Raw genomic sequence first — 25,687 nt, forward strand, 5'->3', positions numbered from 1 at the left:
ACAAGAGCAGGTCTTTTTATTTGCCGATGGTAAAAGTTTAGGTTCGGGGTTTGAATTAGGTGACATTCAAGCAGAAGCCGCTTCACCTGAATATTTACAAGCCGTATTTAATAAAATTCGGGATACCTTTGCATCGGTAGTTCCACTTCATGCCGTTGATCCTTGGGTCATGCAGATGTTTGTTCAAGACGAATATTGCCTTGATCCCGTTATCACTCATATTAAAACCCAAATCCCCCAACAATTTAGAGAAAGTCCATTAACGCAAGATTATTTAGAACGCCTGCACGATCTCTACAATAAGATGACCCGACCCGAAGGCTTATTTATTGATCCCAAAACAGGCGCGCCCTACCGTGGACGAAGACGAAGAATCAGAGTTTTGTTTTATAGACAATTACACCAAACCACTCTACCTCGAGAGCAAATTCTTCTCGAACATCAAGAAGTCATTAGTCAGATTGAAACCAAACTGCGTTCACCAGGGCTGGAAATTAAACGCCTCAAAGGGCAAGATTATTACCAGTGGTGGATACGTTGGTTTAATCCCAAATCAGCTGACGAGATATTAGAACAATACCCTTATCCGAATCCCATACCAGCAGGTTTTAACCTAGCGCAAAATGTATTCTTTGCTCCACCTGAAAGCGATGAACAAGGCTTCATCTTTGAAGGAATGAAACAAAGAATTCTATATGTGGATGGGTTAAAAGAAGCGCCTATCATTGGTTTAGTCTCACGAGAAAGACAGCAAGCCAATCCCAAACATCGATACGCACTTTTAGATACCTTGCCAGAAGGAAGCATCTACACAATCCAAGTCGTCTTTAGTCATGATGAAAATCTTGATTCCCATTTAACGCGATTGGAAAAAGGAATCGTAGGAACCAGTCTAAAACCTCAGGAAGTCAAAGATGATATTAGGACAGCCCGTAATGAGTTAAGTATGGGCAATCGATTGTTCTGGGTTAATCAGGCCATTTTCTATCAAGCCGAAGATGAGCAACAAGCTCAAATCATAGAAAAAAATCTGCACGCGATTTTCAATGATGCCAAAATGCCCTTGATTCATTCCAACTATGATCTCCATCCTCTAAATTCCTGGCTCAATGCTCTACCCTTTAATTTTGATCCCTACTATGCCCGTAAATATTTATGTTTTGATCGTCTGATGTATGCCACTGAGCTGGCAGCACTGCTTCCGGTCTATGGACGCAACCAAGGGGCACGACATTTACCTTGTTTCCCTTTTTTCAATCGTTTGGGTGAACCTGTTTTTTTTGACTTACTGCATCATGATTTTGTTAGCCAAAATTCTCATTGCGCTATTTTCGCAAACTCTGGTGGTGGCAAGTCGGTTTTAACGGGCTGGATGATTCAATCTTTATTGGCCATGAAAGATGCCCGAGTAGTGCTTTTTGAAATGGGAAACTCTTTTGACAGGATACTCATTCACGCCAAAGCGCACGGTAAAAAGACCAACCAGTTATTACTGAGCAATAAGAAAGATGAAGCAGTCCCATTAAATCCATTTTGTGAAGCATATAAAGCCATTCCCGAAATCACAGATAATTTAAGTACAGAGCAGGCTACCTTAATTGCTCAAAAAATCATGGAATTAAAGAGCAACCTTCAAGAACCTGCTAATTCAGAAGACGTGGTCTGTGGTGATGGTCACCGATCTTATCTGGCCGAGCTTGCTTTAGCTTTACGTACCATGATTACTGAGGCTAATGCTTTGGAAGAAGAACAATTTACTTTGGCTGATGAAACTCTATTAATCGAAGTGTTAAGTGATGCAATTTTAACGTCCTTTAACAATGAAATACCGCAAATGCTCACTGAGCATATCGTAAGTGCTTTTAAACGACGACTGGATAGAGAAACAGTTGCTCGCAAGAAAGACCGCATCCTTGATATGCACGATCGATTGAACAGTTATGTGATTAACAGTGTCAAATCTCGTTTTTTTAATGTGCCGACAGAGCCTTTAGGTGACTTTGATATTTTTCATGTTGATATTTCAGCCATTAAGGATGATACCGGCAAACTGGCCTTGGTCATGGTGTCGTTGCTACCAAGAATACTAGCCATGGCGGAAGCCACCCAGAACGATAACAGACCAACCTTTCTCTTTATTGATGAGTCCCATTTGCAATTTCAAATCCCTTCTGTTGTGACCGTGTGTTTACTGATTGCCAAAGTAGCAAGAAAGCTCGGTCTTTGGCTAGTTGCTATTACCCAAAACGTCACGGACATGAATTCAGAAAAGGCCACCAAAATTTTATCGTTGATTGAAACCTGGATTTTATTGGGACTTGATGAAAAAGAAATTGCTGATGTCAAACGCTTTAAATCATTAACACCGCAGCAGGAAACCTTAATCAGAGATATTGATTCGCAAAAAGGCTTGTATGCAGAAGCAGTTTTATTAGGGTCACGTTATCAGGGATTGTTTCGTGTCATTCCGCCTCGCTACCTGCTTGCCCTCTTAATGACTGAAAAATCAGAAAAAGCACAACGCCACCTCCTGGAGAAAGAACATGATGTCCTTGAAGCTGCTGAAATCATGGCTAAAAAACTCGAACAACCTAACACGGCTACTCACAATAGGGCTTATTTTTATGACTAACTTGTCCTTTGCTTTAGAAAGCACTAGCCCTCCTCACCCAGTGAACACCTTCACCATAGCCACACGGGTCTTGCAAAAGCTATTTCAAAACAGCCATTATAAAGTGATTGGTTCTTGTACCTGGGCTGTAGGCCGTCTACCGCCCAGGCTTGAAGTCACGCCCGCGGTTGAGCAATTCTTGCCTGATCTAATCATTACTGTCAGCAATAAGCCAGAAGAAAATCCCTGGCTTGAGGCACGAACGCTTTACGAAAATAAAGCAGCAAGAACACTGTATCAACAAGCTTATAAAGCTGCGACTGGTTCTGAATTAGGTTTTGGCAATGACAGCGGCCAAACCACCGATCTTCATATTAATGATGAACGCACCCGTATCGTTGATGTTATTGGCAGCCCTGCTGCTTTCTATCGTATCCCTTACCTGTCACATAGACCTGAAACAGGTTTTGGTGTTCCTTATTATCTTGCCGAAGCTGATGCAGTCATGGATAGAACAGAAGCCGCTGAGTTGTTGTATATGGGAACTCATCCATACCTATTAATTAATCATGACATTGGCACATTCACCCAAAATTGGGGTTCTGAAATTCCAAGATTAATGCGAGTGACTCAGCCCTATAACTATAGAGCCTCAGTTGTAGCGGCCATGCACGCAGCGGATATCGTCACCAATAAAAATCCCTTACATGTCACCAAATCAACTCGTAATTCCTGTGGGAGAAACTGTGTAGTAGCTAATGCCATTTATGACCCCAGAAACACCAAGGTCATCTGGCAGGAAATCTACCCCATTAACCGAAATATTCACCCAGGGGATGCACAGGACTTTGGTACAGAAGATGACAAAGCGGGTAATGGTAATTATGTATTTGTCCTCTGGCGTAAATACCGCGGCTGTATCCAGCACGAAGGCAAACTCGTGAACTTTTTAACCTTTCCCAAAGTAGAACAACCTCAAAAACGATAGGACGATGCCATGAAGAAATCACTACTACTTAGTTTACTAATCCCCTCTCTGATCCAAGCTGGCAGCTTTATGCCTAGCCAATCTGATTACTATTACGAATTAGGAGGAACATCTAATTTATTTATTCCACCCGTCAATAAAGATCAAACACTGGTTATTGGTGCAGATATAGATGGCCGTATGGGCTTTTCCTGTAGCGGTTTTAATCCTGTGGTATCCATTACCAATACTTTTCAGGATTTAAAGAAATCAGCATTAAATATCCCTGGCGGTGTAATTGATAATTTGAAAGGCTCTGTCGCAGGATTTCCGCTTTATAAGCTACAACAGTCCATGCCTGCTTTATACAATGTTCTACAAAATGCTGCATCTAGCGCGCAAAATGAATTTACCCTCAAAGTTAAAGATTGTCAGGAAGTCAAACAAGCATTGGAACAAAACCAATCTCCTATGGAAGGCATCTTATCAGTATCAGATAGTCAGGGATGGCTCGATGCTGCCAAACGGGCTAAGAAGGAAAACGTCGATGTGACCGAAACGTCAAAAAGTATTGCCCAAAAACGAGATGAATACGGTCTACCCTGGATAGGCAGCGATAAAGGCAATGCTGGCGGTAAATTCCAACGCCCCATTAAGGTGATTAATGATGTAGTCATTGCTGGGTACAACATTCTTTTGGAGAGAAAACCTTTAAATTCCTTGGAGAAACCAAGTACTAAAATCCCTATGACACTAAGCTGGCCAACACCTACTGATGCTGCCAATTGGGCAGTTAAGGTTCTAGGTGATATTCAAGTCAGCAGCAGTGAAAACAAACAAAATCACGATGCTAAAGCAGGGATAGGCTTATCAGCCTTATTGCAAAGCTGTGCGAACGCTAATACCTGTAGTCAGAACATTGCCAAAGCCTTATGGAATTTAGTCAATGGTACATGGACACTGACCGAAGAAAATCTGCATAAAGTCAGCGCCTCCAATTTACTGATTACTGATGAAGTCATTATCACAATTCAACATTTACCTCGTGAAGAACAGATGCTCACTGTCTCGAAGTTAGCTGAGGAAATTGCTGTCCAAAACATGTTGGATAAAGCCTTAATGATGCGTCGTATTTTACAAGCAGGACTGCAAGTACAAGAAGTACAAAACTTAAAACCTGCTATGAACATGGTCCTTTTTGCACTGAAAAAACTGGATGATGACATTCACTCATTGTCATTTGAAAACGATGTCCGCAAAAAAATGATGAATGAGACTTTGGGAACCATCATGGACATTCGCCACCAAGCACAAAACCAAAATATCCCAGGCCAGGATCATGAACAGCCAGCAGTAAAAAATGGTGCAATCTACGTCAAAGAAAATAAAGGAGCTTAATCATGATCGTCTTTAACCCTTTATCCCTCTACACCACCTATCTAGGCTGGCAACAGTATGAGGTTCTATTTAACGCCCTGTGGCAAACAGGGCTGTTATATCTTGGGTTTTTGGCCATTGGCTATCGCTTTCTTAAAAATGTGCTTAATCCAGCTGGCGCTTTTTATGCTGTGGAACATGCTTTAAATAATTTCCTTTATGAATTGGCAGTCACTTTCCTGATATGCAGTTTATTTGTCTATCCTTGCGTACCATTGGAAACCAAAGCTTTACAATTTAAACCCCTATGTGGACTAAAGAACCCAACGACTGCGGTCATTGGCGACAGCGGCACAACTTATGATGAAGCCTTTGCAGATCTACTGACTAACCAGGTCAAAATTCCTATAGGCTTTGCCATTATCCAGAATTTCATGTCGAGCTTCACTTACAGCCTTATGAAGGTAACGGGTTGCACCGATAGTTTGCAATCTATTCAAGGCGATTTGGTATCAACCTATCTACCCCAAAGCGTTCGCAAACAAGCATTGGATTTTCATAGGCAATGTTTTATTGAAGCAAGAACTCAATTCAATAGTGAAAAGCATGAAGCCAGTGAATTAGACCCTATGCTCAAACGCTATGGCGGTGAAGATGATTTAAACTGGATAGGTTCTAAAATCCTGCAAAAGATGTATTACAGCAAACTTCATGCACGCCAACCAGTGCCAGGATTTACCTTTCATCAAGCCCCTAATCGCAATCTTGAAAAAGCAGCTAATCGTGGCGATATCCCACCCGAACGATTGCCAGAAGATGGTTATCCCAGCTGTCAGCAATGGTGGAATAAAATCAAAACTGACTTGGTTGAAGTCTCTAATCAGGCCAGCGTTTTCAATAAACATCTGAACTACTACGCTATGTTGGATAGGGTTCGCCAATATAAAATGAAACATCCGAAAGCCTGGAAAGCAGACATCAGCGCAGAAGATTTTATTGCAAAAATGCTCTTGCAAGAAAGCAGAGACATGCAGACCAGTTCTGTGCAAAACCTCATGGACAATAATAATGGTAAGGTCGCATCTGCCATTACCCATAGCTTGGTCAATGTCGGACAATGGACAAAATCCTGGACATCCACCCCATTAAAAAGAGAAGCAATCATGCAAACCCTGCCCGTCATGCAAGCGTTTTTCATGTTCTTTTTAATCATTTTAACGCCAATAGTATTGTCCTTAAGTTGCTATAGTCCAAGAGCGTTGGGCAGTCTGTGCGCCTTGTTTGTTATGGCTATCTTTCTTCAATACCTCTGGCATCTGGTCGGATTTCTCGAACGCTCTGTGCTTGATCCATTAGGGGAAAACGAGGCTATTTCGGCCATGAAGAATATGGCTGTAATGTTTTACTTTGTAGCACCCGTTTTGTTACTCAGATTATCTAGTCATTTTGGCGGTGACGCTGGTGCAGGTCTTATGGATTTAGTCAGCGGTTCTGAACGCCATAGCGATAACGTAAGTCAATCAGGTATGCAGGTAGCTAAAACAGGCGTTAAAGTGATATCAGGAGGTCTTCGATGAAGGCCTTATTTAGACTCAAGGGATTCATTGTATTCACGAATACTAATCAAGCCCTTATCAAATTTTTCTTGAGCCTCATAAACAGTCAAATAGCGTTTAGCAGGTTTATCCTCGGCTACGCCAACAAGGGCATCAAGAACTACCGCCAACAAGCGAAATACCTTTCTCATTTGGAGCTATCCCTATGATTAAACATTACATCCGTTCATTCATTCTAGTACTGATTCAAGCCATTTTACCAATCATTGGTTTATTGATGATTGCTCCTTGGATTATCAATACAAATATTCTCACTCGTTGGCAACATACATTCGCTAATATACAACCGTTGTTTCTAGGCTTACATGGACTACTTTATCTGGCTTTGATTTTGTTATGGCCAAAGCTGGTCACACGCATACAGATTAATAATCAACTCTCATCCGAACAACTCAAAACAGCCCTCAAAGTCCGCTGGTATCTACTGGCTATTTTCTTATTTATTGATGCACTGATGATTTGGAGAATGTTATGAGCGAATATCCTATTAATAACCTATTTCGGGAACCAACCGAAGCCTGGTCAGCGATTACCTGTTTGTCTTTGGCTCTACTCGCTTATAGCCAACCACATCTGTTCTTGCTTACGCAAACAATGAGTCTATATGCAGCGATTACACTATCAATCCCTGGTGTCTTTAGAGCATGGCAAGCAATAAAGGTTAAGCGATATCAGCACAGACTTTTAGCCATGCCAACCTATGCCCTATCCACCACAGAAATTCCTTTATCCAAAAACTGGCTATTTCTAGGTAAAGGTTTCCGCTGGCGACCAAGCCATACCCAAAAGCTGCATCAAATCAAACAGGTCAAAAATGAAAAGTTCATGCAAAGGAGCTATAGCTATCAGCTGGCCAGACAATTCTGCCAAAACCATGAACACACTCGATTAGCAAAATGGCTTAACAACCGTTCCAAGTTAAATCCATTCAGACCCGATCCTCCCGTCGGAGGAAGTCCTTTCCTTCACGGAGTTGGAGAAGAAGATAAACCAGTTTACATTCCTCAAGATGTACGTGTAGGTCATACTTTTGTGGTTGGTACTACCAGAGTCGGCAAAACTCGATTAGCCAGTATTCTGATTAACCAGGACATCCGAAACGGTGATGCCGTTATTGTTGTAGACCCTAAAGGCGACCAGGACTTGGTTAGAGACATGATGGCTGCCTGTAAGGTATCAGGCAGAACAGAAGATTTCAAAATCGTTCACTTAGGCTTTCCAGAGAAATCCGCACGATATAATCCTCTCAAAAATTTCGACCAAATCAGTGAAGTGGCTACACGAATCACCGATGCAATATCCGCAGAAGGTGAAGGGAAGCAATTTGCAGCCTTTGCATGGAAATATGTTAATATCGTTGCCATTTGTCTTGAAGAAATGAAACAACCCATTACCTACCAATCCATAGCCTTTTATATCAGTCGATTAGATCAACTATTGATGACATATGCCGACACCATTCTACCCAATCACTATCCCAAATATCATCAAGAGATTGAAGCTATTATAGAGGAACATGACAGCAAGATTGGTAAAAACAATAAAACCAAATCCCCTATGGAACGCCACCAGGCAGTCATTCAATATGTCAAAGACCACATCAACAAAACCATCAAAAGCAACAATGCCGAAGCGCTTCACGACCAAATCCTGATAGACCTTTATGATGCAGCTATTATGGATAAACACTACTATGACAAAATCACAGCCAGCGTCGGCCCTGTATTGTCTGAAATCAATAAAAGTAATGCTTCAAAAATTCTATCGTCAAAGGCCAAAGCAGGTGACATTGAGCTGATGGATGTGATTAAAAATAAGAAAGTGCTTTATATTGGTTTAGATAGTTTAACTAATCCTAATATTGCCCAAGCAGTGGGTAAAGCTATTTTGTCAGATCTGGTTTCTACAGCTGGTAAAATTTACAAGGAACCCAATGCTCGCTATATATTGAATCTGCATTGTGATGAGCTGTCAGAGATTATCCAGGATTCTTTTGTGAAGATTCTCAATAAAGCGGGCGGTGCTGGTTTTCAAGTGACCGCTTACGCTCAAACTATTCAAGATATGGAAGTTGCACTGGGTTCCAGGGCTAAAGCAGAAGTATCCGAGGGAAATTTTAATACCCTAATTATGCTGCGTGTTAAAAATGAAGAAACAGCCAATTTACTGGTTAAAGTGCTGCCTCAAGTTGGAGTTATTGGACATACCCAAGTTTCTATGGTTAATGATACACCTCATGGGGAAGATGGGGTTTATTTTAATACAACCAATGAGGACAGAGTACAAACTTCTTCTGTGCCTATGATTGGAGTAGAGGATATTATTTCTTTGCCAAAGGGGCAGGCTTTTGTTTTAGTAAATGGGGGAGAACTTTATAAAGTAAGAGTTCCTTTACCTTTAAGCCACAAAGATAAGTCATCTGATATCTATTCAATGAAATTGAAAATCAATCAACTACCAGAAAATTAACCCACCATGCCAATGGATGGTTTCTCCAGTTTTATTTGTTCAATATGAGATGAATGGATTCGTGATTCAAGTGATGTATCCAGTATTGCGGATCTAATATTGCATTGTATTTTTTACTGGGATTCCAAACGGGGCAAAAAGTGTTTTCCCATTAATTTGTACTTGGGTGAACAATTTAATAAATCCCGCTTTATTGGGCTCAATATGAAATTGTAATTCGGGTCCTCCACGTTCAGCCTTATTTTGGGGTTCTTTCCCCATAGGATGAACGTGGGTAACGGTTTTAAAGTCTTCATTAAAACCAACGATGTGAGCATAGGCACCCATAATTGGTTCTAACGTATGAACTGGGTTTCCCTTGGCATCAACAATATCTATTTTACCCATGGCTGGTTGCCCCACTTGTAATGGTGTTTTATCAAAAGATAATTTGAACTGATAGCCATCAACAGTGCTTTCAAATAAAGGCTGGTGATCAATATGACCTCCTAATCCCTTAATGTTTTTAGGAGATGGAAAATCAGCAATAATATATTCCTGAATTTTTGTATTCGCAGGCAATAGATCGGCCCATGCACGATAAGAAGCATTTTTGAGGATAGGCTGCCACTCAAATTGGTAAACACCGGGTGTCGTTGTTTCAACTGGATGAACATGGCTGTAGTCCATGAGATTGTCATCAATAATCAATAAATGAATCTTTTGTGTATGTGCCTCAACAAGATCGTTTAGGGTAACTGGGTTATTATTTGTTGTTTTAGATAACTTGAGGAAGACTAGTTTCTTATCCTTTTTTTCAATTATCCTCTGAATTGATAATCGCATGGTAGCACTTTGCTGTGACTTCGATGAATTTTTTGAGGGATTTTTCATCGCATGATGATGTGAATTTCCAGCAATAGCAATTCCATAATACGAATTGCTTAATAGCAAACCAATGAGGGCAATGATAAATTTTTTCACAATAATTTTGGCTCCAAGGACACTCAACCGTTCTGTATCATTATATCGTAGATAAACACTAACTACCTAGGTTTCAATTAACCGCTTTATATGATTACTGTTTTTTTTAGAGTTTATACAACATCTCATTCAATTGCTTAAATCAGTTTAGCGAATTAAAGTATAAGAAAAATTAGATATGCTTAAGATAATTCACTTTATTTTAAGTTATTATTAGGTAATCTATTTATCAATGGAACTATCATGAGTGATATGGAGATCTTGGAGTATTTTCCTGAAGCAAGAGCCGAAGAGGAAAAAGAAAAAGCTCTCTGTTTTCACCCAAAAAATAGTAATCATGCACAAAATAATCTAGTCTATCTTTTGGATTGGGAAGAAGAGTTTGATGTTATTCGTTCAATCAATTAGAGCTATTTATTTTGACTGGTGATTGAATGACAGTCTATATTTTAATTATTTCCTTTTAAAATCATGGATAAAAATCATCATAAAACAAAGTCATTGGTTTATTTTAGCCTGCTGTTTATTACTTGCTGTTTGTACAAACAGTGGAGCTGCCAACGATAGTACAAAGAATTAAAATATTCATGTCGCGCAAGGCCATGGAGGTGGCAGTGGTCGTTAACATCAGGGGCTTTAGACTGAATTGTAAGGGTTTGTCGTGAGTATTGATTCTCTTATAATACCAACTTAGGCGTTTGAATTTTTAGGGAAATTAGACTCACATGTATAATAGGTGAGCAGATTCAAAGGATGGACGCAATGACGCAGATTTGGCATGACAAGAAGCCCCAAGAAGTGGCCAAAGTACTTAAAACTGATTTATCAGTTGGTTTAACTGAGGAAGAAGCACAACGACGCTTAGAAGAGTCTGGCGCTAATGTATTGGTCAAACAGAAAAAAACTTCTTTTTTGAAAATTCTTTTCCAACAAGTAAACAGTTTAGTCACCTGGGTTCTTTTAGGCGCTGTAGTCATTTCATTTTTACTGGGTGAAACAGTAGATGCCATTGCCATTTTTGCCATTGTGGTTTTGAATGCCATTATCGGCTTTATTATCGAATTTCGAGCTGATCGTGCTATTTTAGCGTTGCAAAAATTGGCTTCCCCTAAAGCCAGGGTAATTCGAGATGGTCATGCCAAGATGATCACTACTTCCGATATCGTGCCAGGCGATACACTTCTTTTTGAAGGAGGAGATTTAGTTGCAGCTGATGCTCGTCTTTTTGAGCTGTCTTCCTTAAAGACGGAGGAAGCCCCTTTAACTGGTGAATCATTGCCTATTGAAAAAAATCTCAATTTTTGTAGTGTTGAAACGCCACTCGCTGAGCGCAAAAACATGGTCTTCATGGGAACATCCGTGGCGAATGGTACAGGTCGAGCCATTGTAGTCGCAACCGGAATGAGTACCGAAATGGGACGTATTGCGACCATGTTGAATGAGGCTTCTCGTGATGAATCCCCATTACAAAAAAGGCTTAATCAAGTGGGTTCCCGGCTATTATGGCTTTGTTTTTCCATTGTCCTACTGATTTTTATTCTCGGTTGGTTACGTCGTATTCCATTTTTTGAATTGTTTATGAGCTCCGTTAGTCTGGCTGTAGCGGCTATTCCTGAGGGTTTACCTGCGGTAGTCACTGTTGCTTTAGCCTTAGGTGTTCAACGCATGGTACGACGTGCCGTCTTGGTAAGGCGTATGTCAGCTGTGGAAACTCTGGGTTGTCTCCAAGTCATTTGTACGGATAAAACAGGGACATTAACAGTGGGTGAGATGACAGCCCGTAAACTCATTACCGCAGAGGAAGTGTACAGTATCATAGGTGAAGGATATCACTTGGATGGTCATTTTATTTCCCAAGGTCAAGAGATCGATGTCGCCAAAGATAATTTGTTACAGACGGTTTTGAACGCCGCTTCGGCCTGTAACAATGCAGAAATTCGTTTGCAACAAGGACAACTATCCACTGTTGGGGACCCAACAGAAATTGCACTATTAGTAGCGGCTGCCAAAGGAGATATTTGGCGTGATAATCTGGAGTCTACTTTTCCTCGCATACGAGAATTGCCTTTCGATTCAGAACGAAAACGTATGACGATAATCCGTAGGCAAGCAGAGCAACTGACTGCGTTTGTCAAAGGGGCACCTGAAGTGATTTTCGAACGCTGTACCCATATTTTGACTCGAGAGGGCATCAAAAAATTAACCCCTAAAGAACGTGCCCGTATGCAACAATCCTGTCAATTGATGGCCAGTGAAGCATTGCGAATCTTGGCCTTTGCACAACGGCAATGCGATTCTTCATTATTGGAGGCTGCTGATGAAGACATTGAAAATAATCTTGTTTTACTGGGTCTTATAGGACTCCAGGATCCCCCGCATGCTGATGCAAAAGCTTCGGTTAAACGTTGTAAAATGGCGGGCATTAAACCAGTCATGATCACAGGCGATCACCCCGATACCGCCAAAGCAATTGCCCGTGAATTAGAGATACTGAATCCAGGCGATCGCCTGATGACAGGTAATGAACTGGATAAGATGTCTGATGATGACTTTATGGCGTGTGTGAAACAGATTGCTGTTTATGCTCGCGTTACTGCTGAACATAAATTAAAAATCGTTCGTGCCTGGAAAAAACACCACATGGTGGTTGCAATGACTGGTGATGGTGTAAACGATGCACCGGCACTAAAAGAAGCTTCGGTTGGTATCGCAATGGGGATCACAGGCACTGAAGTGACTAAAGAATCTGCCGATATTATTCTCATGGATAATAACTTTACCTCTATTGTCGATGGGATTGAAGAAGGGCGGACAATTTATGACAATATTGCCAAAACGCTTGCTTATTTATTAGCGGGAAATATGGGTGAACTGCTGGTTGTTTTTAGTGTTCTTTTAATCGGCTGGCCCTTACCACTATTGCCAATCCAATTGTTATGGATAAATTTAGTGACGGATGGTTTGCCGGCATTGGCTTTGGCAACCGATCCGGCTGAGCCTGGAATTCTTAAACGTCCGCCAAGATCATCACAACAATCTCTGATGAATTTTTCATTTTTCAAGCAGGTATCTTTTATAGGCTGTTTAACGGCACTAGTCACCTTTGGTGTGTTTGCTTACGAATATTTAGTCAATGCGGATTTGATACAGGCTCAGGACGCTGCTTTTTCTGTTTTAGTGACTGCTGAACTATTGAGAGCCTTTGGGGCTCGTAGTCAAACCAAGACCATATGGCAAGTAGGATTGTTTTCAAACATGCGATTGTTTTTTATTGTCAGCATTAGTTTTGCGTTGCAGATTTTCATTCATCATGTCCCATTTTTGCAACGTCTTTTTGGAATTAGTCCAGTGACTTTATCTGAATGCTTGCTTTGGATAGTCTTAGGAACCATCCCTTTACTGATTTTGGAATTGAAGAAAATGATTACATTAAGGAATTCACCTCATGAGGCGTTTTAATTTAAAAAAATGCTTCTGGGTTATCATGATAATAAGCTTGATCAATTATCCTGTTTTCTCTTTAAGCCATGCTGCTCCAATACCGGCTTTAGAGAAACTGATTGAAGAGGCTAAGGGAAATAACCCACAAATTAAGGCGGCTCAGGCGCGCTGGCTCGCTGCCAATCGTGTTGCACCCCAAGCCCGTTCACTACCTGATCCAAAAGTCAGTGTTGGTTCCCCGATGAATATTGATCCCATGCGGCTACAAATGATTGGTGCAAGTCAGGAAATTCCATTTCCAGGGAAGCTTGCAGTTCGTGGGAAAATAGCGGTGGAAAAGGCGAAGCGAGCAGCTGCTGACTATCAGGCAACGTGCCTGGTTGTTATTGCCCAATTAAAGCGTATCTATTACAACCTTTATTCGGTTAATAAATCAATTGAAATCCTGCAAAAAACCCTACTGCTTCTGCAAGAGCTTGAAAAAAGTGCTCAAGTGAATTACAGCGTGGGAAAAGTACCGCAACAAGATATTTTTCGGGCGCAAACCGAAATCGCTCGCCTGGATATGCGTTTGGTTATCTTAAAACAAGAGCGGGAATCGCTTGAGGCTGATATTAACCGTCTTTTAAATCGACCTTTGGATATTGCAATTCATACCCCACCGCAGTTATCTGTAACCCATCATCGTCATAATTTGGCATTTCTCAATAACCTCATCAAACAGCGCTCTCCACAATTAAAAGCACGCGAACGAAGCGTTGAGCAACGACGCCAAACGGTTAAATTAAGTAAAATGAATTATTTTCCTGATGTTGAAATTGAAGGAGGAAAATTACATAACACAGTAACGAATAATGACGGATATATGGTCAACTTGAAAGCCACTATTCCTTTGTATTTTATGGAGAAGCAAAATAATGGCTTGCGAGAATCCCTTTCTCGTTACAATGCTGAAATAGAAGATTTGCACACTACCTATCAAGCACTGCTTTTCCAGGTCAAAAACGCTTTTTTAGTGGAACAGCGTTCTGCAAAGTTAATTGAATTGATTCAAGGCTCCATCATTCCTTTGGCCACACTAACGTTTAATTCATCACAAGCCAATTATGGAGTTGGTAAAGTGGATTTTTTAACCTTGCTTAATAACTTGCTGACGTTACAAGAAAATGAAATTGAATTGCATAATGAGTTGGCAAATCACGAAAAAGCCATCACGCAGATAGAAGAAATTACAGGGAAGCTCACATGAAGTCTAGAAAGCCAATCGTCTTATTTATTGTGTTATTAATCGCCGTTCAAATAGGTATTGCGCAATCAACAACAATTACTCATGACAAGATGGATATGAAAAAATCCACCTCGGACAATTTAATCATGATAGACCCAGTTCGCTTACAAGCCATAGGCATTACATCGGAGCCGGTAAAAAGCCAATGGATTGAAAAAACGATTCGTACGGTGGGTTATGTTGAAGCAGATGAACGGTTGGTTGCCCATATTCATGTGCGTTTTGATGGTTGGATAGAAAAATTATTCGTCAATTTTACTGGAGAGAAAGTTAAAAAGGGTCAAGCTTTATTTACTGTTTATAGTCCTGATCTGGTTTCTACTCAACAAGAATGTTTGTTGGCTTTGCAGGCCAAAAAAATTCTTGGAAAAAACCAAAATAGTTCGATTGCATCAGGCTCAGAAACCTCCTTCGAGGCTGCCAAGCAAAGACTTTTGCTGTGGGGGATTTCTGAAAAGGAAATTAAGCAATTAACCCAAAGCGGTAAAATTACCAATACGATGACCATTAGTTCTCCAATTAATGGAACAGTTATTCATAAAATGGCATTAGTCGGTATGCGAATCAAACCAGAAGATGAACTGTATACCATAGCCGATTTATCTCGTTTGTGGATTTTAGGCGACATTTATGAGTATGAATTACCTTATATTAAACTCGATCAAACAGCAGATGTCACCTTGTCGTATTTGCCTAATCAATTGTTTAAAGCCAAACTTGATTTTATTTATCCAACGGTCGATATGAAAACTCGTACCGCCAAGGTTCGTTTTGTGGTGGATAATGCCAAAGATCAATTAAAACCGGGGATGTACGCCAATATTGACTTAAAAATTCCTTTAGGCAAGCGACTTGTAGTGTCCAAAAATGCTGTCTTGATAACGGGCGAGCGTGCGGTGGTGTTTATTTATCATGGGGATGGAAAAATTGAGTGGCGCAATGTGACATTGGGTGTGCGTGCTGGTGATTTGATCGAGGTGGTACAAGGCATCAAAGAGGGAGATAATATTATTACGTCAGCCAATTTCCTCATTGATTCCGAGAGTCAGTTAAAAGCCGCAATGGGCGGAATGCAGCATTGACGCATTAATACGATAAAAGGATTTACATGGTTGAGAAAATAATTGAATTCTGCGCAAACAATCGATTTATCGTGTTGCTATTTGTCGTGGGGTTCTCCTTGGGCGGTTGGTGGGGTTTAAAAAATACTCGCATGGATGCTTTGCCTGATATTTCGGATACGCAAGTGATTGTGTATACCACATGGATGGGCAGAGCACCGGATCTGGTGGAAGATCAAGTCACTTATCCCATTGTAACAGCATTATTATCTGCACCGAATGTCGTAGCTGTGCGTGGTTTTTCTGATTTTGGCTTTTCTTACGTGTACATCATTTTTAAAGATGGAACGGATATTTATTGGGCACGCTCGCGCGTATTAGAATACATGAGCCAATTGAGCGGAAAACTGCCTGAAGGGGTGACCCCTCAATTAGGTCCTGATGCCACACCAGTCGGTTGGATTTATCAATACGCCTTAGTGGATGAAAGCGGGAAGCATAATCTGGCCGATTTACGCACTTTTCAAGATTGGTATTTAAGTTATTGGTTAAGAGCTATACCTGGTGTATCAGAGGTCGCCACCGTGGGTGGTTTTGTTAAGCAGTATCAAATTAATTTAGATCCCGTCAAAGTACTTTCCTATAAACTTTCTGTACCCCAAATTATTGAAAAAATTCGTATGAGCAATAATGATACTGGTGGGCGTGTCATTGAATTTTCAGGGACAGAGTACATGGTTCGTGGACGAGGCTATATCACGTCGACAGATGATATTGAAAAAATAGCCATTGGTACGAATGCCAATGGGACGCCGATTTTATTACGAGATGTGGCAACCGTGCAGCTAGGCTCAGACATGCGTCGTGGTGTGGTCGATTTAAATGGTCAAGGCGAAACCGTTGGTGGCATCGTCATCATGCGTTTTGGGGAAGACGTTTTGGAAGTGATTGGTCGAATCAAGGATAAGCTCAAAGAATTGGCTACTGCCATTCCAGAAGGAATAAAAATGGTCAATGTGTATGACCGCAGTAATCTGATTCGAGAAGCCATTTCAACGGCCAACTGGAATTTGATTGAAGAACTTGTGGTGGTTGGGTTATTAATCATTGTTTTCTTGGGGCATTTTCGTTCCGCTTTGATTCCAATTATTACTTTGCCGCTTGCTATTTTGATTTCGTTTATTCCCATTTATTTTTTCAATATCGGCCTTAATATCATGTCCATTGGCGGCATCATTGTGGCGGTTGGGGATATGGTGGATGCGGCCATTATCATGGTCGATAACGCACACAAACGGTTAGCCGATTGGGAAGCAAAAGGAAGTCCCGGCGATCGCAACAAAGTGTTGATTGATTCAGCGAAAGAAGTAGGCCCTGCCATTTTTGCATCATTAGTGGTTATTGCCATATCGTTTATGCCGGTTTTTACCCTGGAGGCCCAAGAAGGACGGTTATTCTCACCCTTGGCCTATACAAAAAATTTAGCCATTTTTATGAGTGCTTTGCTGGCCATTACTTTAATCCCCATGTTATTACCTATTTTGGTGCGTGGGCGTATCATCCCCGAGCAAAAACATCCCATTACCCGCGTGATGCAAAAAATGTACGCACCAGTTTTGAAATTAGCACTGCATTACCGTGGTGTTGTAGTAGCGATTGCTGTGGTAGCAGCATTAGCCACGGTTCCCCTCTATAAACTCATTGGCTCAGAATTCATGCCGCCTCTGTATGAAGGTACGATTTTATATATGCCTGTTACTTTACCTGGCATATCGGTCACACAAGCCACAGAACTGCTCCAGGAAATGGATAAGAAATTAAAATCATTCCCGGAAGTGGCTTATGTGTTTGGAAAAACGGGACGGGCTAATACGTCAACCGATCCTTCTCCTTTTAGCATGATGGAAGTGATTGTTGAACTTAAGCCTAAGAAATTTTGGCGCAAAAGCGTGACCTATGAAAGCCTGGTCGCTGAGATGGACAAAGCCTTGCAATTTCCCGGTGTGAGCAATGCCTGGACTATGCCCATTAAAGCGCGTAATGACATGCTCACCACAGGAATTCGAACCGCTGTAGGGATTAAAGTTTTTGGTCCTGACATTAAAAAAATTGAAGCCATTGGCAAAGAAATCGAAATGGTAGCCAAAGAAGTACCGGGGACAAGTACGGTGTATGCGGAACGGGTGGCTGGAGGGTATTTTCTTGATTTTGACATCCATCGAGACGAGCTTGCGCGCTATGGTTTAACCATTATGGATGTCAATCGTATCATCGAATCAGCCGTGGGTGGTGAAAACATAGCGACCACAATTGAAGGCCGTGAACGTTATCCTGTTAATGTGCGTTATTTGCGAGAATTACGCGATGATCCGGATAAGATCAATCGTATTTTAGTGAAAACACCCAGTGGTGCTGAAATACCTATTGCTCAATTGGTGACTTTAACCTTTCGTTCAGGTCCTGCCATGGTTCGCGATGAGAATGCGATGTTAGCAGGTTATGTGTTCATTGATATTAGCGGACGAGACATTGGAAGCTACGTGGAAGAGTTAAAGCAAGTGGTCAAGGCAAAAGTCACATTACCCCCGGGCTACACGCTTGCCTGGTCAGGTCAATACGAATTCATGCAACGCGTGTATGAACGACTTAAAATTTTTGTACCACTCACCTTAGCCATTATTTTTATTTTGTTTTACTTTACCTTCCGCACCATCACTGAGACATTGATGGTGATGCTAGGTGTACCCTTTGCTCTACTTGGCGGATTTTTGCTGCTCCTTCTATTAGGGTATAACATGAGTATCGCGGTCTGGGTTGGGATGATTGCACTTGCTGGAGTGGCTGCTGAAACGAGTGCGGTGATGCTCGCTTACCTTGATTCTGATTACAACGAGCAAAAAGAAAAAGGATTACTCAAAACCTTGCCGGACTTGATTCAAACGGTGCAGCAATGCGCCGTATCGCGTATTCGCCCTATGGCGATGGCAGGGCTTGCGAATATACTGGGTTTGTTACCGGTGATGTGGGCGACAGGTATTGGTGCTGATGTGATGAAACGCCTCGCGGCTCCCATGGTGGGTGGGATTTTTTCAGCACTATTGCTGACTTTAATTGTGATTCCCGTGGTTTATGTGATGTGGCGCTGGCAAGTGGATTTGAAAAAACAAGGAAGTCTAATGGAGGCAAGATGAAATTAACGTTCTTAGGGGCAACCCAAACCGTTACTGGTTCAAAATACCTTTTGACCATCGATTCTAAAAAAATTCTCATCGATTGTGGTCTTTTTCAAGGGTATAAAGAATTACGATTACGTAACTGGGCTTCATTGCCTATTGACCCGCGCGATATTGATGCTGTGATTATCACTCATGCGCATATTGACCACACCGGTTATTTGCCCCTATTAGTAAAAAATGAATTTCAAGGAAAAATCTATGCAACACCCGGCACAAAAGCATTGTGTGCTATTTTATTACCGGATAGTGGTCATCTTCAGGAAGAAGAAGCACGATTAGCCAATAAATATGGTTTCTCGAAACATAAGCCAGCGCTTCCTCTTTATACTGAAAAAGACGCGAGAACGGCATTAAAACATTTTGAAACCGTTGATTTTAATGCGCCGCACCAATTATTTAATGGATTTAGCTTCGAATTTCATCGTGCAGGACACATCGTGGGTGCCGCGATGATCAAAATAAAAACAAGCAAGTGTTCCCTTTTGTTTAGCGGGGATGTTGGTCGACCTTATGATCCGGTCATGAAGGCACCAACCCCCATTCAAGACACGGATTATCTGATCATGGAATCCACTTATGGCGACCGATTGCATGATGCAACTGATCCGTTGCCGCAAATGGGGCAAGTGATTAATACAACCATCAAACGAGGGGGTTCTGTCGTCATTCCAGCCTTTGCCGTAGGGCGTGCGCAAAGTCTTCTTTATTTTATTTATCAACTGAAACAAAAAGGAGAGGTTCACAAAGACGTTCCAGTGTTTTTAGACAGCCCAATGGCCATCAATGCGACCCATTTGCTCTGCACTTATAAAGAGGATCATCGTTTAAATGAGGAACAATGCCATGGCTTATGTAACGCAGCTACTTATATCAATACCCCTGAGGAGTCAAAAGAACTCGATCGTCATAAAATGCCTCAAATCATTATAGCCGCCAGTGGGATGGCCCAGGGTGGTCGTATTGTGCATCATTTGAAAGCCTTTGCCCCTGATCCTAAGAGCACCCTTCTTTTTACCGGCTTTCAAGCAGGAGGCACTCGTGGTGCTAGGATTGTCAATGGGGAACGTGAGGTCAAAATTCATGGTAGTATGATTCCTATACGCGCCAAGGTCGTTGTCATGAGCAGTACTTCTGCGCATGCCGATTATCAGGAACTGTTAGGTTGGCTAAAGCACTTTATTCGGCCACCCAAAAAAGTCTTTATCACTCATGGTGAACCTCACAGTGCACAATCGCTCAAAGACAAGATTGAACAGCAATTTGGTTTCACCTGCATGATTCCTTCTTACCAGCATGTGGAGGATTTGTCGTGACAAAAGAAGTGGGTCATGCCTTGCGTTTAAAATATTTAGGCATCAAGACGTATCATGAAGCCATTATTTACATGCGAGAGGATTGTCATGTGTGTCATGCAGAAGGCTTTGAAGTGCAGACACGTATTCAAGTGACCCTTGGCAAACGCTCCATTATCGCAACGCTTAATGTCGTTACCTCAGAGCTGCTTAAGCCCGGGGAAGCCAGCTTGTCACACTATGCCTGGGATTCTTTAAATGCTAAAGAAGGGGATGAAATCCAATTATCCCATCCTAAACCTCTGGAATCATTAAGTTATGTGCATACGAAGATTTATGGTAATGAACTCTCTTTTAAACAAATCAAAGCCATCGTTGATGACGTTTTAAATGGTCGTCTTTCTGATTTGCAAATTTCTGCTTTTTTAGCGGCCAGTGCCGCAGAACGTTTAAGCAATACTGAAATCATGAAACTTACAAAAGCCATGATTGACAGTGGCGATCGCTTATCCTGGTCATCTCCTTTGATTGTAGACAAGCATTGTGTTGGTGGTTTGCCAGGAAATCGCACCACCCTTGTTGTGGTTCCCATTGTAGCTGCTTTTGGCTTGATTATCCCAAAAACTTCCTCTCGGGCAATTACTTCTCCAGCAGGTACTGCAGATACAATGGAAACTTTAGCACCGGTGTCACTGAGCCCAAAGGCTATGTGTCACGTGGTTGAAAAGGAAAACGGTTGTATCGTTTGGGGAGGTGCTGTGAGCTTAAGCCCTGCCGATGATGTGCTTATTCGGGTGGAGCGTGCTCTTGAGTTAGATAGTGAAGGTCAATTGGTCGCCTCAATCCTTTCTAAAAAAATTGCCACAGGAGCAACCCATGCCGTTATTGATATTCCAGTGGGACCTACCGCAAAAGTCAGAAATAAGTCCAGGGCTTTACTTCTTAAGCAATCCCTTGAAGAAGTAGGAAAACAGTTAGGCCTTGTGGTCCATACCCTAATTACTGATGGCGCACAACCGATAGGAAATGGTATTGGCCCTTCCCTGGAAGCACGCGATGTGTTGGCGGTATTACAAGGATTGCCTCATGCCCCAAAGGATTTGCGCGAAAAATCATTAACTCTTGCAGGAGCAGTACTGGAATTTTCATCAACAGTACAACCTGGCTTAGGTCAATCGATAGCCAAACAATTATTAGATAGCGGAGAGGCGTTTAAAAAATTTCAGGCGATTTGTGAGGCACAAGGAGGCATGCGGGAATTGACGGCGGCACGTTTTACTCACCCTATTGGTGCTGAGAAAGCAGGTAAAGTATCTCTCATTGACAATCGAATTCTCGCAAAAATTGCCAAGCTTGCAGGGGCCCCTAAGTCTAAATCAGCAGGGGTTGATTTGCATGTTCATATTGGCGACCAAGTTGAAAAAGGACAGCCTTTGTTCACCATCCATTCAGAGTCTTCAGGAGAGATGACTTATGCTCGCGATTTTATTCGCGATAAACAAAATACCATTGTTCTGGGAGAGAAGCCTTGAAGCCCATTTTATTTTCATTATTTGATGCTTCAGAAATCAGTAGACGTTTAAAAGAAGCGCTTCAAGTGGAGGTGGGTGATGTCACGTTGCATCGTTTTCCAGATACAGAGTGGTACGTAAAAATTAATTCGGAAGTTAAAAATCGCAGCCTCATTGTAGTGGATAGCTTAAACCGACCCGATGGAAAAATACTGCCTTTGCTGTTTTTTGCTAAAACAGCTAAAGAATTAGGAGCTAAAAAAATCGGCTTGATTGCCCCTTATCTTCCGTATTTACGTCAAGATATACGTTTTCATCAGGGTGAAGGGATTACGTCGCGTTATTTTGCTGAATTACTCTCCACTTCATTTGATTGGCTCATGACGATTGATCCCCATTTGCACCGTTATAACTCTTTAGATGAAGTCTACTCCATTCCTACTTTTGTCTTGCATGCTACTTTAAATATATCGAGATGGATTACAAGCCACATTAATACGCCAGTGCTTATTGGGCCTGATATGGAAAGTGAGCAGTGGGTTGCTGACATTGCAGAAAAAGGGCATTTCCCCTATGTGATTTTGGAAAAAATGAGACGAGGTGATAAAGAGGTGGTGATTTCCGTGCCTACTGTCCCCACGCTTCAATCCTCTACGCCGGTACTCGTCGATGACATTATTTCCACAGCCAGAACCATGATAGTAACGGTGAAGCATTTGCAAGATTTAGGAGTTAAGTCAGTGACTTGCATTGGTGTGCATGCGCTTTTTGCAGAAGATGCCTATTCCCTATTATCAGAAATGGAAGGCACGCAAATCATTACTTGTAATACGGTAAGTCATATAACCAATACCATTGATGTGAGTGATTTGATTGTGGAGGAGTTAGTAAAAAACAAACTAGCAAAGGCTTTAAAAGGATAAGTAAGACGATTACATTTATTATTTACAAGGAGTGTTACATGTCAATTTTTAAAACAATGAGGGTGTTTATTGTTTTTGTTGGACTAATCGGGGCAGCGTTCTTTTTAAGTGCCTGTGATGGTGCCATGAAGCATGGCTCGCAAGAGACTGAGGTCGATGGAGGCTATGGTGGACACAGTGCGGGTGGCCATGGCGGTGGGCATTGAAACATGTTCTCTGCTTAAGTGAAACTACTAATACGAATAGGTGATCAATGAAACACGACCATCATCAACAAAAGCATACAAACACTGGAAAAAAGGACGCTTGTTGTCATCAGGAACATAGGGTACAGAAGTCACGCGATGCTTCCTCCAAAACAGAGGGTGCAATCATCTATACTTGCCCCATGCATCCTGAAGTACGTCAGACTAATCCCGGGATTTGCCCTCTTTGTGGTATGGCCTTAGAGCCGGAAACAGTGACCGCCGAAAGTGAAATAAATCCTGAATACCTTGATATGAGGCGCCGATTTTGGATGGCAGTGATTCTTACTTTACCTGTTGTGGTATTGGAGATGGGCGGACATTTGTTGAAAAACATTATATCTGCCGGTGTTTCAAACTGGATTCAACTGCTATTTGCTACACCTGTTGTGTTATGGTGTGGCTGGCCATTTTTTCAGCGTGGCTGGCAAACTCTTAAAACACGTCAATTGAATATGTTTACTCTAATAGCTATGGGTATTGGGGTAGCATGGGTTTATAGTGTGGTGGCAGTACTGCTGCCTGGGGTATTCCCTATAGCTTTTCGAAGTCAAGAAGGGGTGGTCGCTGTGTATTTTGAAGCGGCAGCTGTCATTACTACCCTTGTCTTATTAGGACAAGTGCTGGAATTAAAAGCAAGAGAGCAGACAGGCAGTGCTATCCGTGCTTTATTGAAGTTAGCACCTGACAGTGCACATCGTATTAAGAATGATGGAAGTGAGGAGGAAGTATCACTGGATAGGATTAATATCGGTGATTTATTGCGCGTTCGCCCTGGTGAAAAAATACCGGTAGATGGTGAAGTACAAGAAGGACGAAGCTTTGTAGATGAATCCATGGTGACTGGGGAGCCTATTCCGGTTACTAAAGAAGCAGGTGCTAAAGTTATTGGTGCGACGATTAACCAAACGGGTAGTTTTGTTATGAAAGCACTTCACGTTGGTAGTGATACCATGCTTTCACGTATTGTTCAGATGGTGAGCGATGCTCAACGAAGCCGCGCATCTATTCAACGTTTAGCAGATACTGTATCTGGATGGTTTGTGCCTGCTGTGATTTTAATTGCAATGCTATCTTTTATTTTGTGGGCATTGTTGGGGCCACAACCATCACTTAGCTATGGCTTAATTGCTGCTGTATCTGTATTAATCATCGCTTGTCCCTGTGCCTTAGGCTTGGCAACTCCGATGTCTATTATGGTAGGAGTAGGGAAAGGTGCTCAGAGTGGTGTATTGATTAAAAACGCTGAGGCGCTTGAACGAATGGAAAAGGTGAACACGCTTGTTGTAGATAAAACAGGAACCCTCACTGAAGGGCACCCCAAATTGACGCAGATTGTAACTGATCAAGGCTTAAATGAGGAAGAGGCATTAGTGCTAGCAGCATCGCTTGAACATCAAAGCGAACATCCGCTTGCCCAAGCCATCGTGAGTGCTGCAAAGGAAAAACAGTTGGCTCTTGAACCAGTTCAAGATTTTGACGCCCCAACTGGGAAAGGAGTAGTGGGTAAAGTAAATGGTCATCGTGTTGCCATTGGTAATATCAAATTAATGCAAGAGCATGGGAACGATAATGCTTCTCTTTTTGAAAAGGCAGATGAATTTCGTGGCAAAGGTGCCTCTGTGATGTTTATGGCAATCAATGATAAAACGGTAGCTCTTTTGGTGGTAGAGGATCCAATTAAATCAACTACTCCTGAAACTATCCGATCTCTTCAACAAAGCGGCATTGAAATTTATATGCTGACAGGGGATAGTAAAAAAACAGCAGAAGCTGTGGCAGGTACACTTGGCATAAAAAAGGTAGTGGCTGAAATCATGCCCGAGGATAAAAGCCGTATTATAAGTGAATTAAAAGAGAAAGGACTCACCGTGGCAATGGCAGGAGATGGGGTAAATGACGCACCGGCACTGGCACGAGCTGATATTGGTATTGCCATGGGAACAGGGACTGATGTGGCTATTGAGAGTGCTGGTATTACCTTATTGCATGGTGATTTGCGTGGTATCGCCAAGGCTCGCCGTTTGTCAGAAGAGACTATGAGTAATATACGCCAAAATCTTTTCTTCGCTTTTATTTATAACATATTGGGTGTCCCTTTGGCTGCGGGAATCTTGTATCCATTCACAGGATTACTATTAAGTCCAATCATCGCCGCACTGGCTATGGCGCTTTCTTCTGTTTCAGTTATTATCAATGCGCTGAGGCTGCGGCGGATAACACTGTGAAGAATGTAATTTCGAGTGATAGGTCATCTTTGATTCGAGGCAATAGTATCCTTTCTATTATTGCGGCCGAAGTGTTTCATGACATAGTGGTAGAAATAGCTTATTTCCCAAATCAGCAAGGAGGACACAGGCAATGATCGAAATCATCCCTAATTGGCATCCTATTTTTGTCCATTTTACAGTGGCCTTATTCACTATTTCGACTCTATTGTATGCCTTAGTCTATTTGGCGTCTTATACCCGCTGGAAAACACATCTTTTTGTTGTCGAATTTGAAATAGTGGCTCGTTGGTGTTTGTGGCTAGGGGCACTGAGTACTCTAACTACTGTAGCAGCCGGGTTTTATGCCTATTATACGGTGAAGCATGATGAGGTCATGCATGCAGCGAAAGTGATTCATCGAAACTGGGCTCTCGTCACAGCAAGCACTATCCTATTAATGGCTTGCTGGTCTGTTTT

General features: G+C 41.8%; 19 protein-coding genes. 17 read left to right on the plus strand and 2 right to left on the minus strand.

The window, feature by feature from the left end; translation table 11 throughout:
- The 4 genes from Lsan_RS07705 to Lsan_RS07720 form a co-directional block, all read left to right on the plus strand.
- The coding region (locus Lsan_RS07705; protein WP_065236291.1) for a conjugative transfer ATPase at positions 1-2,632 on the plus strand (2,632 nt) is incomplete at its 5' end.
- Positions 2,625-3,599: a TIGR03756 family integrating conjugative element protein gene (locus Lsan_RS07710; RefSeq protein ID WP_010652862.1), complete on the plus strand. Its 975-nt coding sequence runs from the start codon at positions 2,625-2,627 to the stop codon at positions 3,597-3,599. The genes Lsan_RS07705 and Lsan_RS07710, both read left to right, overlap by 8 nt.
- A gap of 9 nt (positions 3,600-3,608) precedes the next feature.
- Complete coding sequence (locus Lsan_RS07715; RefSeq protein WP_010652861.1) at positions 3,609-4,976, plus strand: integrating conjugative element protein; 1,368 nt, start codon at positions 3,609-3,611, stop codon at positions 4,974-4,976.
- Between the two features lie 2 nt (positions 4,977-4,978).
- On the plus strand, positions 4,979-6,532 hold the full coding sequence (locus tag Lsan_RS07720) for a conjugal transfer protein TraG N-terminal domain-containing protein (protein ID WP_010652860.1): 1,554 nt from the start codon (positions 4,979-4,981) through the stop codon (positions 6,530-6,532).
- Positions 6,533-6,537: 5 nt separating this feature from the next.
- Here the strand turns inward: Lsan_RS07720 and Lsan_RS22475 are convergent, their stop codons facing one another.
- Complete coding sequence (locus tag Lsan_RS22475; protein ID WP_010652859.1) at positions 6,538-6,702, minus strand: hypothetical protein; 165 nt, start codon at positions 6,700-6,702, stop codon at positions 6,538-6,540.
- Between the two features lie 14 nt (positions 6,703-6,716).
- Between Lsan_RS22475 and Lsan_RS07725 the strand changes: the two genes are divergently transcribed.
- The gene (locus tag Lsan_RS07725; protein WP_010652858.1) at positions 6,717-7,046 is read left to right on the plus strand and encodes a hypothetical protein; all 330 of its coding nucleotides are present in this window, start codon (positions 6,717-6,719) and stop codon (positions 7,044-7,046) included.
- Positions 7,043-9,040 carry a type IV conjugative transfer system coupling protein TraD gene (gene traD / locus Lsan_RS07730; protein WP_010652857.1) on the plus strand — a complete coding sequence of 666 codons (1,998 nt, stop codon included), beginning with the start codon at positions 7,043-7,045 and terminating at the stop codon, positions 9,038-9,040. The genes Lsan_RS07725 and traD overlap by 4 nt, the downstream gene beginning before the upstream one ends.
- Positions 9,041-9,133: 93 nt before the next feature.
- On the opposite strand, the gene Lsan_RS07735 is transcribed toward traD, so the two are convergent.
- Positions 9,134-10,003 carry a hypothetical protein gene (locus Lsan_RS07735; RefSeq protein WP_010652856.1) on the minus strand — a complete coding sequence of 290 codons (870 nt, stop codon included), beginning with the start codon at positions 10,001-10,003 and terminating at the stop codon, positions 9,134-9,136.
- A gap of 243 nt (positions 10,004-10,246) precedes the next feature.
- Here Lsan_RS07735 and Lsan_RS22005 point away from each other — a divergent pair, with 243 nt between their 5' ends.
- The 11 genes from Lsan_RS22005 to Lsan_RS22910 form a co-directional block, all read left to right on the plus strand.
- Positions 10,247-10,411, plus strand: coding sequence for a hypothetical protein (locus tag Lsan_RS22005; RefSeq protein WP_154080663.1), 165 nt, complete (start codon positions 10,247-10,249; stop codon positions 10,409-10,411).
- Positions 10,412-10,765: 354 nt separating this feature from the next.
- A complete protein-coding gene (locus Lsan_RS07740; RefSeq protein ID WP_010652855.1) occupies positions 10,766-13,462 on the plus strand; it encodes a cation-translocating P-type ATPase in 2,697 nt (898 codons plus the stop codon).
- Positions 13,449-14,693: a TolC family protein gene (locus Lsan_RS07745; RefSeq protein ID WP_010652854.1), complete on the plus strand. Its 1,245-nt coding sequence runs from the start codon at positions 13,449-13,451 to the stop codon at positions 14,691-14,693. The genes Lsan_RS07740 and Lsan_RS07745 overlap by 14 nt, the downstream gene beginning before the upstream one ends.
- Positions 14,690-15,814, plus strand: a complete 1,125-nt coding sequence (locus Lsan_RS07750; RefSeq protein WP_010652853.1) for an efflux RND transporter periplasmic adaptor subunit — start codon at positions 14,690-14,692, stop codon at positions 15,812-15,814. The genes Lsan_RS07745 and Lsan_RS07750 overlap by 4 nt, the downstream gene beginning before the upstream one ends.
- Positions 15,815-15,840: 26 nt before the next feature.
- The gene (locus Lsan_RS07755) at positions 15,841-18,984 is read left to right on the plus strand and encodes an efflux RND transporter permease subunit (protein WP_010652852.1); all 3,144 of its coding nucleotides are present in this window, start codon (positions 15,841-15,843) and stop codon (positions 18,982-18,984) included.
- Positions 18,981-20,342 (plus strand): MBL fold metallo-hydrolase RNA specificity domain-containing protein, encoded by a 1,362-nt coding sequence (locus Lsan_RS07760; RefSeq protein ID WP_010652851.1) that lies wholly within the window; start codon positions 18,981-18,983, stop codon positions 20,340-20,342. The genes Lsan_RS07755 and Lsan_RS07760 overlap by 4 nt, the downstream gene beginning before the upstream one ends.
- Positions 20,339-21,853, plus strand: a complete 1,515-nt coding sequence (locus Lsan_RS07765; RefSeq protein WP_010652850.1) for a thymidine phosphorylase family protein — start codon at positions 20,339-20,341, stop codon at positions 21,851-21,853. Before Lsan_RS07760 ends, Lsan_RS07765 begins: the two co-directional genes overlap by 4 nt.
- A complete protein-coding gene (locus Lsan_RS07770) occupies positions 21,850-22,755 on the plus strand; it encodes a ribose-phosphate pyrophosphokinase (protein WP_010652849.1) in 906 nt (301 codons plus the stop codon). The genes Lsan_RS07765 and Lsan_RS07770 overlap by 4 nt, the downstream gene beginning before the upstream one ends.
- A gap of 38 nt (positions 22,756-22,793) precedes the next feature.
- Positions 22,794-22,961, plus strand: coding sequence for a hypothetical protein (locus tag Lsan_RS22480; protein ID WP_010652848.1), 168 nt, complete (start codon positions 22,794-22,796; stop codon positions 22,959-22,961).
- Between the two features lie 47 nt (positions 22,962-23,008).
- Positions 23,009-25,228 carry a copper-transporting P-type ATPase gene (locus tag Lsan_RS07775; RefSeq protein WP_010652847.1) on the plus strand — a complete coding sequence of 740 codons (2,220 nt, stop codon included), beginning with the start codon at positions 23,009-23,011 and terminating at the stop codon, positions 25,226-25,228.
- A gap of 133 nt (positions 25,229-25,361) precedes the next feature.
- On the plus strand, positions 25,362-25,687 hold a 326-nt coding region (locus tag Lsan_RS22910; protein WP_237762071.1), incomplete at its 3' end, for a DUF2231 domain-containing protein.

The sequence above is a fragment of the Legionella santicrucis genome (assembly GCF_001468135.1).
GTDB classification, from domain to species: domain Bacteria; phylum Pseudomonadota; class Gammaproteobacteria; order Legionellales; family Legionellaceae; genus Legionella; species Legionella santicrucis.